At 44.7% G+C, this 13,440-nt stretch carries 11 protein-coding genes; all 11 read left to right on the top strand.

Going from position 1 to position 13,440, the window contains the following annotated elements:
• Positions 1–23 precede the first annotated feature (23 nt).
• The 11 genes from mdh to BHE18_RS13975 all read left to right on the top strand — a co-directional run bounded on the left by mdh (position 24) and on the right by BHE18_RS13975 (position 13,258).
• Positions 24–962, top strand: coding sequence for a malate dehydrogenase (mdh, locus tag BHE18_RS14025; protein ID WP_071619171.1), 939 nt, complete (start codon positions 24–26; stop codon positions 960–962).
• A gap of 399 nt (positions 963–1,361) precedes the next feature.
• Entirely contained in the window at positions 1,362–1,838 is a 477-nt protein-coding gene (locus BHE18_RS14020; RefSeq protein WP_071619170.1) for a MaoC family dehydratase, read from the top strand.
• Positions 1,839–2,015: 177 nt separating this feature from the next.
• On the top strand, positions 2,016–2,729 hold the full coding sequence (locus BHE18_RS14015; RefSeq protein WP_071619169.1) for a response regulator transcription factor: 714 nt from the start codon (positions 2,016–2,018) through the stop codon (positions 2,727–2,729).
• The gene (gene pnpS, locus BHE18_RS14010; protein ID WP_071619168.1) at positions 2,726–4,522 is read left to right on the top strand and encodes a two-component system histidine kinase PnpS; all 1,797 of its coding nucleotides are present in this window, start codon (positions 2,726–2,728) and stop codon (positions 4,520–4,522) included. The genes BHE18_RS14015 and pnpS overlap by 4 nt, the downstream gene beginning before the upstream one ends.
• A gap of 262 nt (positions 4,523–4,784) precedes the next feature.
• A complete protein-coding gene (hflK, locus tag BHE18_RS14005) occupies positions 4,785–5,741 on the top strand; it encodes an FtsH protease activity modulator HflK (protein ID WP_071619167.1) in 957 nt (318 codons plus the stop codon).
• Complete coding sequence (gene hflC / locus BHE18_RS14000) at positions 5,741–6,676, top strand: protease modulator HflC (RefSeq protein WP_071619166.1); 936 nt, start codon at positions 5,741–5,743, stop codon at positions 6,674–6,676. The genes hflK and hflC overlap by 1 nt, the downstream gene beginning before the upstream one ends.
• A 162-nt stretch (positions 6,677–6,838) precedes the next feature.
• Positions 6,839–9,469, top strand: coding sequence for a DNA polymerase I (polA, locus tag BHE18_RS13995; RefSeq protein WP_071619165.1), 2,631 nt, complete (start codon positions 6,839–6,841; stop codon positions 9,467–9,469).
• Positions 9,470–9,492: 23 nt separating this feature from the next.
• Positions 9,493–10,323, top strand: coding sequence for a DNA-formamidopyrimidine glycosylase (gene mutM / locus BHE18_RS13990; RefSeq protein WP_071619164.1), 831 nt, complete (start codon positions 9,493–9,495; stop codon positions 10,321–10,323).
• A gap of 70 nt (positions 10,324–10,393) precedes the next feature.
• On the top strand, positions 10,394–11,032 hold the full coding sequence (ytaF, locus tag BHE18_RS13985; protein ID WP_071619163.1) for a sporulation membrane protein YtaF: 639 nt from the start codon (positions 10,394–10,396) through the stop codon (positions 11,030–11,032).
• A 48-nt stretch (positions 11,033–11,080) separates the two neighbouring features.
• Entirely contained in the window at positions 11,081–11,686 is a 606-nt protein-coding gene (gene coaE / locus BHE18_RS13980; protein WP_071619162.1) for a dephospho-CoA kinase, read from the top strand.
• A gap of 543 nt (positions 11,687–12,229) precedes the next feature.
• On the top strand, positions 12,230–13,258 hold the full coding sequence (locus BHE18_RS13975; RefSeq protein WP_071619161.1) for a glyceraldehyde-3-phosphate dehydrogenase: 1,029 nt from the start codon (positions 12,230–12,232) through the stop codon (positions 13,256–13,258).
• The last annotated feature ends 182 nt before the right edge of the window (positions 13,259–13,440 follow it).

The raw sequence follows: 13,440 nt of genomic DNA, 5'->3' as shown, positions 1-13,440 counted from the left end.
TATGATGAACAGGAGGAACCATTATGACAATTAAACGCAGAAAAGTTTCAGTGATCGGCGGAGGTTTTACAGGTGCAACGACTGCACTCATGCTGGCGCAAAAAGAACTCGGTAATGTGGTGCTTGTTGATATTCCCCAGATGGAAGATCCTACAAAAGGGAAAGCGCTCGATATGCTTGAAGCAAGTCCGGTTCAAGGCTTCGATGCAAACATCATCGGTACATCAAACTATGGAGACACAAAAGATTCCGATGTTGTCGTCATCACTGCAGGGATTGCCCGCAAGCCGGGGATGAGCCGTGACGACCTTGTTCAGACAAACCAGAAAGTCATGAAATCTGTAACAGAGCAAATTGTCAAATATTCTCCAAACTGCTATATCATCGTACTGACGAATCCGGTCGACGCCATGACCTACACGGTCTTCAAAGAATCAGGATTTCCGAAAGAACGGGTCATCGGTCAATCCGGCGTCCTTGATACGGCCCGTTTCCGCACGTTCGTTGCCCAGGAGTTGAAACTGTCCGTCAAAGACGTCACCGGGTTTGTTCTTGGCGGACATGGAGATGACATGGTTCCGTTGATCCGTTATTCCTATGCAGGAGGAATCCCGTTAGAGACCTTGATTCCGAAAGACCGCCTCGATGCAATCGTCGAACGCACCCGTAAAGGCGGAGGGGAGATCGTCGGCCTGCTGGGCAATGGATCTGCATACTACGCCCCTGCTGCATCACTCGTTCAAATGGTGGAAGCGATCCTGAAAGACCAGCGCCGTGTCATACCTGCGATCGCGTACCTTGAAGGCGAGTACGGCTTCGAAGGCATCTACCTCGGAGTGCCGACCATCCTCGGAGGAAACGGCCTCGAAAAAATAATCGAACTAGAGCTGACAGAAGAAGAACAATCTGCCCTCGCAAAATCAGCCGACTCCGTAAAAAACGTCATGTCATCTTTGGCATAGATAATATTAATAGCCAGTTCCATTGAGGATATGGAGCTGGCTATTTTAAATGAATTTTTGCTGACACCATATTTAATACTCAGAGTGGATTGTAGCTGAAGGCACTTGACTCCGACGGGAGATAGAGGAAAGGTCGAGACCCCGCAGGAGCGAAGCGACGAGGAGGCTCGACTTCCTCCCCGCGGAAAGCAAGTGCCTGAAGCGGAAAGAAACGGTCAACATATCTGCCCGCAAAAATAATTGAACAGGATAAGTAAGAAAGATTGAAATTTATATTTCTTAAGGGCTTAAAATCCCTTTGTATGGAAACGCTAAAAATGATATTATAGTAATATACAGATAATAATGATTATTTCTATTATTGTAAATTGTATGCGTTTACATACGGAGGTGCTTCTTATGTTACTTGGCAAGAAAAGAAAACTGGGAAGAAAAATCGAAGAAATGACCGTCGGGGAAAAATTAACGTTGACCGAAAAAATAGAAGACAATGACCTGCTTCTGTATCTCGGCTTGACTAACGATGCAAATCCGCTTTACATCCAGCACGATTATGCGTCCCAGACTCCTTTTAAAAAGCCGATCGTCCCATCCATCATGCTGACAGGGATCATCACGTCTGCCGTGTCAAAATATCTGCCGGGACCCGGATCTCACATCATTGAACAGAATATCGAATTTCCAAAGCCGGTATACCATTATGCTACGATTCAGTTCCTTTTTGAAGTCACGGAAGTTGAGCCTTCTTCCCATACTGTCACCATCACCGTAACGGCTGTGAATGAAGATGACGAAAAAGTGATAAATGGAACAGTTAAAGTCTGCCCGCCGCATAGACTGGAAAAAATGAACAGCCACGCACTTGAAAACTTCTAATAATAAGCAATGCGAAAAGCTATACAATCCTGATTGGATTGTATAGCTTTTTTTATTTGCGCATACTAAAACTATCTTCAGGGTATGTGTAAGATCTCCAATTGTATTATAATAAAACTACAATTACATAATATCGTTGGATGATGGGGTTAATTTCTTTTATTTGGAGGCACAAAAATGAACAAAACAATCCTGGTGGTAGAAGATGAACAATCGATTGCGACGTTATTGAAGTATAACCTTGAGCAATCGGGTTATTCCGTCATCACGGCAAATGATGGTGAGGAAGGAAGGAATATGGCTGTTGAACAGCTTCCTGACTTAATGATTCTTGATCTTATGCTTCCTAAAATGGACGGGATCGAAGTTTGCAAGGAATTGAGGCAGAAGAAAATGAATATTCCCATCTTGATGCTGACGGCAAAAGATGATGAATTCGATAAAGTCCTTGGGCTCGAGCTTGGAGCTGACGACTATATGACAAAGCCTTTCAGCCCGAGGGAAGTCTTGGCAAGGGTAAAAGCAATCCTCCGCAGGAGTAAGGCGGTCCAGGGTGCAGTTGAACCTGAGGAGCCTGCTGATTATAAAGAAGTAGGAGAACTGAAAGTGTATCCCGAGCAATATGAAGCATATTTTCAGGGGCAATTATTGGAATTGACTCCTAAAGAATTTGAGCTGCTTCTCCACTTGATAAACAACAAAGGGAGAGTATTGACAAGGGACCATCTTCTTAGTGCTGTATGGAACTATGATTTCGCGGGTGATACCAGGATTGTCGATGTACATATCAGCCATCTCCGTGAAAAAATTGAACCCGACACGAAGAAACCTGTCTATATCAAAACGATCCGCGGGCTTGGCTATAAGATGGAGGAGCCTAGAAATCAATGACAAAATTCAGGACGAAGCTTCTTTTTGCCCTGATAACATTAATCATCTTTGTACTGATCGCCCTCGGGGTGGTGTTGGGCCAGATATTTGAAAACTTTTACATGGATACCTTTAACTCCAGGATTCAGAAGGAATCCAGGCTTTTGGCCAACTCAATAGAAGAGAACAGAAGGCTGGGGGAAATCAATCCTTCCATGATTGAGGAATTGAGCGATATATTGGATGTCCGGATCTCGATCCTTGATGACTCGGGAAAAGTCATTCACGATACGGAGTCCGCTGATCCCAGACTCGAAGATCAGCAAAAGCAGATGATAAAGAAAATCGGTGAAAACTGGGATGTAAAGACTAAGCATAAAAAGCTTGTGTATGCAGGTAAGGAATACCGTTATTATTGGTATCCGCTCAAAAAAGCGGATGGGACCACAGAAGGACTTCTGATCATGAGTACCGAAGTGGACGCATTGGAAGAGGGTACCGAACAGATTTGGGTAGTCCTTGCTGTATCCCTGGGCCTGGCATTGATCCTTATCATCATCCTTGGTTCAAGGATCACGGTCCGCTATACGAAGCCGGTCGAATCTTCCACCAAAGTGGCGATGGAACTTGCAAAAGGGAATTTCAGGGCCAGGACGTATGAAGATCACTTGGATGAGACCAGCATGCTGAGTTCCTCGATCAACATCCTGGCGAGGAACCTGCAGGAAATGATCACTTCCCAGGAAATGCAGCATGACCGCCTTACCACCCTGGTGGAAAACATGGGAAGTGCGATGCTTCTCATTGATCACCGAGGCTATGTGGTATTGACCAACCGGACATTCAGGGAGTTTTTTAATCTGAATGAAAGCCAGTTGAGGAAGGTGCGATATCATGAAGTGATCCATCACCAGCAAGTGAATAAGCTGGTGGAAGAAATCTTCATGACGGAAGACCGTGTAAGAAGGCAGATCCTCCTTCCGCATAAAATAGAACGAAGACATTATGAAGTGTACGGTGCGCCGATCATTGGTCAGAATGATGAATGGAAAGGGATTGTCGTCGTTTTTCATGATATTACAGAATTGAAGAACCTGGAGCAGATGAGAAAAGACTTTGTGGCGAATGTCTCTCATGAACTGAAGACGCCGATCACATCGATCAAGGGCTTTTCGGAAACCCTTTTGGATGGTGCCATGAATGATAAGGATGCGTTGAAGTCTTTCCTTGAGATCATCCTGACTGAAAGTGACCGCCTGCAGACACTTATCCAGGATTTACTCGAGCTGTCCAAAATCGAAAAGCATGGTTTTGAGCTTTCACTGGATAAACAAGAGATTTCAGGGCTGGTGGGAGAAGTCCTGCCAATTTTGAAAGATCGGGCTGAAAAGAAGGACATCACGATTCACAGCAGATTCGATTCACCTGGAACAGCTGAAGTTGATTCCTACCGGATGAAGCAGGTATTCATCAACCTGATTTCCAATGCGATTGTTTACACTCCGAAAGGCGGGGACGTCACCATTTCCATTACAGAAGATATGGAGAACGTCCATGTTTCGATCAGTGATAACGGAATCGGGATCAGTGAGGAGGAGCTTCCGAGAATCTTTGAACGTTTCTACCGTGTTGACAAAGCGAGGAGCCGGAACTCTGGCGGTACAGGTCTTGGGCTCGCCATCGTCAAACATATTATCGAAGCCCATGAAGGGGAGATTGAAGTGGAGAGCCGGTTGAATGAAGGTACAACATTTAAAGTGACTCTTCATAAACAGTTTCCCGACCCTTCATTCAGAGAAAAAAGTAGAAATTGATCCATTCTCTTACTGATTTTTTACAATTCATTTACAAAGGGTTAAACCAAAATTAATAAAGTGCTGATACTATAATAGTTGAAACCCCTTCATCCAAGGAGTTAAGAAAAGGCGAGAACCAACCCCGTTCTCGTCTTTTCACATTTTTATCTTTCCTTCCTCTTTTGTAATATTATTGAAACCTTTTTGTATATTATCCGTATAGATTAGTAGTCGACTAATATGATAGAGATAACTGCAACTGGGAAAGGGGAGGAAATTTATGAACCTGAAACGCATTTATACGATTACCGGTATGGTGATTGCCGCTCTAATATTAATTCTTGTATTAATCACATCCTGGTACACGGTTGATGAATCCGAACAGGCACTCGTTTTGACATTCGGGGAAGCGGGTGAACCGGTCGTGGAGCCGGGACTTCATTTTAAAATGCCGTGGCCGATGCAGTCGGTAGAAGTACTGTCCAAGGAAACATTCAGTCTTCAATTCGGATATGAAGAAAGTGAAGGGAAAATAAAGGATTTTCCGAAAGAAACGAAAATGATCACGGGGGATGAATATATTGTCCTTGCAGACCTGGTGGTACAATGGAAAATCACCGATCCCGAAGGTTACTTATTCAATTCGGATGATCCGAAGGAAATTCTGTATGACGCCACTTCAGCTTCCTTGAGGAGTATTATTGGGAGTTCACTCATCGACGATGCATTGACTTCGGGGAAAGCAGAAATCGAAGCCAATGTGAGGGATTTATTAACAAGTCTGATCGAAGAGTATGATATCGGTATTTCCATTCTGGCAGTCAAACTGCAGGATGTTGAATTGCCGAACGACGAGGTGCGCAGCTCTTTTACTGCAGTCACCGATGCACGCGAAACGATGAATACGAAAATCAACGAAGCGAAGAAGTACCGCAATCAGAGGACGAATGAAGCCAAGGGTGAAAAAGATGCCATCATCTACAGGGCGAAAGGTGACAAAATTGCCCGTGTCGAGCAGGCCCGCGGGGATGTAGCGGTTTTTGATAAGCTTTATACGGAATACAAGGGCAATCCGGAAATCACCCGGAAGCGGCTGGTACTCGAAACACTTGAGAATGTCCTGCCTGACGCTGAAATCTATATTATGAAGGATAACGGTGAGACCCTCAAATACTTCCCGATCAGACAGCTTGAAAATCAAACACCGCCGCAAAAGCAGGAAGGGAGTGAGGAATAATGACAGAGCAGAATGTCTTTGACTTAAAATCGAAGCAGAAGGAACCGGTTGAATGGAAAAGATACAGAAAACTGGGCATCTTCCTTATCCTCCTTCTTGCAGCTCTCCTCCTTCTTTTTACAAGCCTTTATGTTGTGAAAGAAGGCGAATACAAAGTGGTCAGGCAATTCGGGGAAGTGGTGAAAATCGACAAGGAGCCGGGTCTGAAAGCGAAGATTCCGTTCATTCAATCCGTCACCACGCTGCCGAAGCATCAGATGACGTATGATGTAACCGAAGCGGAAATCAACACGAAGGATAAAAAGCGGATGTTGATTGATAATTTTGCAGTGTGGAGCATTGAAGATCCACTGAAGATGATCAAAAATGCGAGGACGGTAGTGAATGCCGAGACGAAAATGGAAGAGTTCATTTATTCGGTCGTCCGCGCCGAACTGGGCCGTTTGAATTATGATCAGATTATCAATGATGAAAAATCCTCCCGGGGAAGCCTGAACGATCAAATCACGAAAAAAGTGAATGAACTTCTGGCCAAAGATGAATATGGTATCGTCGTCAAAGACGTGCGCATGAAACGCACCGATCTGCCGGAGGCCAATGAAAACTCTGTTTATACCCGCATGATTTCCGAACGTGAATCCAAGGCCCAGGAGTATCTGTCGATGGGTGATGCAGAGAAGCAGAGGATTACAGCCGATACAGACAGGGAAGTTAAAGAGCTCCTTGCCAAGGCAAGCGCCGATGCCAATGTCATCCGTGCCGAAGGTGAATCGGAAGCGGCAAAAATCTACAATAATTCATTCTCAAAAGATCCAAGTTTCTATGACTTATTTAAGACACTGGAAACATATAAGAAGACAGTGGATGAAAAAACAGTCATCATCCTGCCTTCTGATTCCCCTTATGCCCGATTGCTGATGGGCTATACAGAATAATGGATAAGCCCTTCCGGATTAGGACCCTTCTTCCCGGAAGGGCTTATTTTTCCTTTCTGACTGCGGCATGATAGAATAAAAGAGGATATATGGAAAGAATCCGGACAAACTCTGAGCCGGCATAAATAGAAGAACAGTTTACCCTTTTAAGGAGGTCCATTTATGGCGAAGAAGTTAGTATTGATTGACGGGAACAGTATCGCATACCGGGCATTCTTTGCCCTGCCGCTGTTGAACAATGATAAAGGTGTACATACAAATGCGGTGTACGGTTTCACCACCATGCTGCAAAAGATCCTGGAAGATGAAAAGCCCTCCCATATCATGGTCGCATTCGATGCAGGCAAGACCACTTTCAGGCATAAGACATTCAAGGAATATAAGGGAGGGAGACAGAAGACCCCACCTGAACTTTCTGAACAATTCCCCTATATCAGGGAGCTTCTGGATGCTTACGGCATCAAACGGTATGAAAAGGAAAACTATGAAGCGGACGATATCATCGGCACCCTTTCCCTGCAGGCAGAAACGGACGGATATGAAGTCAAGATTTTTTCCGGTGATAAAGACCTGACCCAGCTCAGCACGGATAAAACGACCGTATGCATCACTAGAAAAGGCATCACCGATCTTGAAATCTATACGCCTGACCATATCAAGGAAAAGTGGGAGATATCCCCGGATCAGATCATTGATATGAAAGGATTGATGGGCGACAGCTCCGATAATATCCCGGGTGTGCCGGGTGTCGGGGAAAAAACTGCGATCAAATTACTGAAGGAATTTGGTACGGTTGAAAAACTGCTTGTATCCATCGACGAGGTAAGCGGGAAAAAGTTGAAAGAGAAACTCGAGGAACATAAAGAATCTGCCGTCATGAGCAAGGAACTGGCGACGATTCTCCGTGAAGCTCCGATTGAGATCAAAGTGGACGAACTGGACTATGAAGGTATGGATGCAAGCAAGCTCAAGGAAGTGTTCAAGGATCTCGGCTTCAATTCCCTCCTTGAAAAAATGGGGGAAACACCTCAGGAAGAAGTACAGGAATTAGAAGAAATCTCATATGAAATCCTTCAAGAAATCGAAGGGAAACATCTAGGGAAAGAAAGTTCATTATATATCGAGATGCTCGAAGACAACTACCATCTCGGTTCCATCATCGGAATGAGCATGCACAATGAGAAAGGGACGTTCTATTTTTCACTGGATGCAGCACTGAAATCGGAAGACTTCAAAAACTGGGCGGAAAGTGATGAGAATAGAAAATATGTGTACGATTCGAAACAGACAGTCGTTTCACTGAAAAGGCACGGCATCGATATCAAGGGTATTGTATTCGATTTATCCCTGACGTCCTATATTTTGAACCCATCTTCTTCAGGTGACGATTTTGCCTCGATTGCAAAAACACACGGCCTTCCTGCAGTGGACAGCGATGAAGCGGTCTACGGCAAGGGAGCGAAACAGAAAGTGCCTGCGGAGGAGAATCTTTCAGAGCACCTGGCCAGAAAGGCAGCTGCCATCTTTGAACTAGAGTCAGTCTGCACGAAGGAACTCGAGGAAAACGAACAATTTGACCTGATCAATGAGCTCGAACTTCCTTTGGCATTGATTCTTGCTGAAATGGAGTATACCGGGGTAAAAGTTGATAAACAGCGTTTACTCGATATGAAAGAAGAACTGGGCAGCAGGATTGAGGAACTTGAGGTTAAAATCCATGAGCTTGCAGGGGAAAACTTCAACATCAATTCCCCGAAACAGCTTGGTGTCATCCTTTTTGAAAAGCTGGGACTTCCGGTCGTCAAGAAGACCAAGACAGGCTACTCAACTTCTGCAGATGTATTGGAAAAACTCCAATCCAAGCATGACATCATTGACTATATCCTGCATTATCGTCAATTAGGGAAGCTGCAGTCCACTTATCTTGAAGGCCTCCTTAAAGTGATCCATGAGGATTCCGGCAAAATCCATACACGGTTCAATCAGGCCTTGACGCAGACAGGCCGATTGAGTTCAATCGATCCGAACCTGCAAAATATCCCGATCAGGCTTGAGGAAGGCAGGAAGATACGCCAGGCCTTCATTCCATCTGAACAGGGCTGGGTCATGTTTGCCGCCGATTATTCACAGATCGAACTCAGGGTGCTTGCCCATATTGCAGGCGATGAGAAATTGGTCGAAGCATTCCGTAACGACATGGATATCCATACGAAAACGGCAATGGATGTTTTCGGTGTTTCCAAGGAAGAAGTGACCTCGAATATGAGGCGTCATGCCAAAGCGGTCAATTTCGGGATTGTTTACGGAATCAGTGACTACGGGCTTTCCCAGAGCCTTGATATCACCCGGAAGGAAGCGGGGGAGTTCATCAAGAAGTATCTGGAAAGTTTCCCGGGCGTCAAAGAGTATATGGATGATATCGTTCAGGAAGCGAAACAAAAAGGATTCGTCAACACACTTCTGAACCGCCGCCGCTATCTGCCTGAGATCACGAGCAGGAATTTCAATCTGCGAAGCTTTGCGGAACGAACAGCCATGAATACCCCGATCCAGGGAAGTGCAGCCGATATCATCAAGAAAGCGATGATCGATATGGCCTTGCGCCTGAAAGAGGAAAACCTTCAATCACGCTTACTGCTGCAGGTGCATGATGAATTGATTTTTGAAGCACCTGAAAATGAAATTGAAACACTGAAGAAAATCGTACCGGAAGTAATGGAAAATGCGATGGAACTGGAGGTTCCCCTCAAGGTCGATTATTCTTACGGCCCTACCTGGTACGATGCAAAATAAGCAAGTCATGAGGAGGTGCCCCTATGCCAGAGCTTCCTGAAGTGGAAACGGTAAGAAGAACCCTTGAACTCCTTGTTATAGGGAAAAAGATAGAAGGTATTTCTCTTTTCTGGCCCAAAATGATCAAACACCCGGAAGATACAGAAGAGTTCGTTCAAGCTCTCCGCGGCCAGGAAATCCTTGAAATGAAGCGGAGAGGGAAATTCCTGATCTTCTATATGAATGAACTGTCCCTGGTGTCTCATTTAAGGATGGAAGGAAAGTACGGGCTTTACAATGAAGAGGATCCAGTGGAAAAACATACACACGTCATTTTTCATTTTACAGATGGTACGGAGTTGAGATACCGGGATGTCCGGAAATTCGGCACGATGCATCTGTTTAAAAAAGGAGAAGAAATTCTTCACCGGCCCCTGATTCAATTGGGGGCAGAGCCTTTTGATAAAGAATTCACCGTCGGTTATCTCCAGCAGAAGCTTAAGAAAACGGAACGAATTGTAAAAGCCGCCTTATTGGATCAATCGGTAATGGTCGGGCTCGGGAACATTTACGTGGATGAGGCATTGTTCCGTGCGGGCATCCACCCTGACCGGAAAGCCAAATCCCTCACCGCGGAAGAAGTGAGTGGATTACACCGCATGATCATCGAAACATTGAGGGAAGCGGTCGAGATGGGCGGCAGCACGATCAGGTCATATGTGAACTCACAGGGACAAATGGGAATGTTTCAGCAAAACTTGTTCGTATACAGCCGGAAGGACGAAGAATGCAGGGTCTGCGGTACCCCGATTGAAAAGAAGGTTTCAGCCGGAAGGGGTACCCATTATTGCCCCCGCTGCCAGAAGCAACCCTGAGCCGAAGGACATTTAACATCTGATAAGCCCTTGCCATATAGTATTGTAATGATTTATGGGAGGGCTTTAGATGACTCAAACAATCTCCTTGCTGCTGCTTGCATTTGCTGTAAGTCTAGATAGTTTAGGCACAGGTTTAACGTACGGATTAAGAAAAGTGAAAATTCCTGTAAAATCAATCAGTATCATCTCGATCTGTTCGGCAAGTTCACTGCTCGCCGCCATGTTGGTCGGAGGGGCAGTCCAGTCGTTCATCACCCCCGTATGGGCGGGAAGGATCGGCGGGCTCATCCTTGTCGTGATAGGGGCTCTTGTACTGTATCAATTTTTCAGACCGGAAAAAGAAACGGATACCCGGGCTTCAGAAGAGAAGACGCTCATCAATTTCGAAATAAAGTCCATCGGATTGGTCATCCAGATCCTGAGGCGCCCATTAACGGCAGACTTTGACCGGTCCGGGACAATTACCGGCATCGAGGCATTCATGCTCGGGATTGCCCTATCACTCGATGCTTTCGGAGCAGGGATCGGGGCGGCTCTCCTGGATTTCTCACCGCTGGTATTGGCGGCGGCCATTCTCTGCATGAGTTTTATTTTCTTATCGACAGGGCTGAGGATGGGGCGGTCCCTATCCCATTTAAAGTGGATCCAGCGGGTGGCTTTCCTGCCGGGGGTCCTGCTGATACTTATAGGAATCCTTCGGTTTTAACATTGATATTGTGAACTTGAACATCTGCATTAAGAAAGGAATCGAAATATGGCAACCATTCTAGGATTGACAGGCGGAATCGCAAGCGGAAAGAGTACTGTATCGGATATGCTTTTGAATAAGGGATATACGGTGATCGATGCAGATCTTGCCGCACGACAGGTTGTTGAGGTCGGACAGCCGGCTTACCTTGCCATCGTCGAGGAATTCGGCAGAAGCATCCTGAACAAGGAAGATGACACCATCAATCGTGCAAAACTCGGCGATATCGTCTTTCATAATGAAGAAATGAGAAAAAAACTGAACGGCATCGTCCACCCTGCAGTCCGGGGGCTGATGCTCTCAGAAAAAGATCAGGCCATCGAGTCAGGGAAAAACACCATCATCATGGATATCCCGCTCCTCTTTGAAAGCGAACTGACATGGATGGTGGACAGGACAATCGTCGTATATGTAGACAGCGAAACCCAATTATCCCGATTAATGAAACGAAACCAATTCACAGAACAAGAAGCGTCATCCAGAATCGCATCCCAATTCCCGCTAAAAGAAAAAATCGGCCTCGCCGACGCAGTCATTAACAATAACGGAACAATCGAAGAAACCGAAGAACAGCTAGAGAAGATTTTAAATGAGTGGGATTTGAGACCATAATACTTAACATATGCCGACAGGAATTTGCTTCTTGTCGGTTTTATTTTTTGTCGATTATCTAAATGGTTAAGTTATACCTTATGTGGTATTTAATGGCTGGATTTTTCGATTTGATAATAAAAGGGTCGTTTTTGATAATATATTCCTGTTTTTGATAATAAAATTGGATTTTTGATAATAAAGTGGCCGGTTTTGATAATATCCTGAAGGCTGCATGTTAGAAAGCAAGGGTGAACGTAAAATAATGGGACAAATTGCATGTAACTTGGTAAAATCTTAGCCGCTTTTAGTAAGAATTCAACTCTTTTCAATGTGAAAAGGCAAATTATCACTTATAAAATAACTAAAACAAAAGCCAAGGTATAGAAGCGGGATTTCTAAGTGTTTGCGTCATTTTTTACATAGAATCAGAATATAATTTGTCAGAATAATAAAACATTAAAAATCCGCAAATTACTTATTAACTATTTCTCTAAATATGTTATACTATTTTTAGTTAATGAACATATAAGTATAACATTAATATAGAGGGGAGCCGGATTTATGAAGGCGAAAATTGCGATTAACGGTTTTGGACGAATTGGGAGAATGGTTTTCAGAAAAGCGATCTTGGACGAAAGCCTGGAAGTAGTGGCGGTTAACGCAAGTTACCCAGCTGCCACGTTGGCACATTTGATTAAGTATGACACAAATCACGGTACATTCGAGGGAGAAGTACTGACAGAAGAGAATGCTATCATCGTTAACGGGAAAAAAGTTCAACTATTAAGTAATCGTGATCCTAAAGCATTACCTTGGAACGAAATGGATATCGATATTGTGATCGAAGCAACGGGAAAATTCAATTCCAAGGAAAAGGCAAGCCTTCACCTGGAAGCCGGCGCTAAAAAAGTAATCCTTACAGCTCCAGGGAAAAATGAAGATGTGACGATTGTCATGGGAGTAAATGAAAGCGCATTAAATATCGAAGAGCACTCCATTATTTCCAACGCATCCTGTACGACAAACTGCCTCGCTCCTGTTGCGAAGGTGCTGGATGAGCAGTTTGGAATCGAGAATGGGTTGATGACGACTGTCCATGCATATACAAATGATCAAAAGAATATCGATAACCCTCATAAGGACCTTCGCAGGGCAAGGGCTTGCGGACAATCGATTATTCCTACAACGACAGGGGCTGCGAAAGCGCTGTCACTCGTCCTTCCGCAATTGAATGGGAAGCTGCACGGGATGGCACTTCGCGTACCGACACCCAATGTTTCGCTTGTTGACCTTGTAGTAGATGTGAAGAGGGATGTAACAGCGGAAGAAATCAATGAAGCATTCATCACGGCATCACTGGGATCCCTGCACGGAATCCTGCAATATACAACGGAACCACTTGTATCCATCGACTTTAACACGAACCCGCACTCGGCGATCATAGACGGATTGTCAACAATGGTGATGGGCGGCCGTAAAGTAAAGGTGCTCGCATGGTACGACAACGAATGGGGCTACTCCTGCCGCGTAGTCGACCTCGCCAAATACGTTGCATCCAAAATGGAAGCCAAAACAGAAGTAAACGTTTGAAAGAACCCAAAAAAACAATAAGCAAAACCACTCGAACGTCCCCCGGGACGTTCTTTTCTTTTTAATAAAATATTTCCAAAAGTGTTCTCGGAAATCAGGAAATTTAGCTGCTGTAATAATAACGGGTTCTGAAAGTATATAGGCCATTCCAGCTGTTGATTGGAGTGAAAGACGCAGACTCC

It is taken from the genome of Rossellomorea aquimaris, from assembly GCF_001877785.1.
Lineage (GTDB): Bacteria > Bacillota > Bacilli > Bacillales > Bacillaceae_B > Rossellomorea > Rossellomorea aquimaris_A.
This window is presented reverse-complemented; position numbering and strand designations above follow the sequence as displayed.

Excerpts from the sequence above, each read along its gene's own strand:
- mdh (WP_071619171.1), top strand. The coding sequence starts at position 24 with ATGACAATTAAACGCAGAAAAGTTTCAGTGATCGGCGGAGGTTTTACA.
- BHE18_RS14020 (WP_071619170.1), top strand. The coding sequence starts at position 1,362 with ATGTTACTTGGCAAGAAAAGAAAACTGGGAAGAAAAATCGAAGAAATG.
- BHE18_RS14015 (WP_071619169.1), top strand. The coding sequence starts at position 2,016 with ATGAACAAAACAATCCTGGTGGTAGAAGATGAACAATCGATTGCGACG.
- pnpS (WP_071619168.1), top strand. The coding sequence starts at position 2,726 with ATGACAAAATTCAGGACGAAGCTTCTTTTTGCCCTGATAACATTAATC.
- hflK (WP_071619167.1), top strand. The coding sequence starts at position 4,785 with ATGAACCTGAAACGCATTTATACGATTACCGGTATGGTGATTGCCGCT.
- hflC (WP_071619166.1), top strand. The coding sequence starts at position 5,741 with ATGACAGAGCAGAATGTCTTTGACTTAAAATCGAAGCAGAAGGAACCG.
- polA (WP_071619165.1), top strand. The coding sequence starts at position 6,839 with ATGGCGAAGAAGTTAGTATTGATTGACGGGAACAGTATCGCATACCGG.
- mutM (WP_071619164.1), top strand. The coding sequence starts at position 9,493 with ATGCCAGAGCTTCCTGAAGTGGAAACGGTAAGAAGAACCCTTGAACTC.
- ytaF (WP_071619163.1), top strand. The coding sequence starts at position 10,394 with ATGACTCAAACAATCTCCTTGCTGCTGCTTGCATTTGCTGTAAGTCTA.
- coaE (WP_071619162.1), top strand. The coding sequence starts at position 11,081 with ATGGCAACCATTCTAGGATTGACAGGCGGAATCGCAAGCGGAAAGAGT.
- BHE18_RS13975 (WP_071619161.1), top strand. The coding sequence starts at position 12,230 with ATGAAGGCGAAAATTGCGATTAACGGTTTTGGACGAATTGGGAGAATG.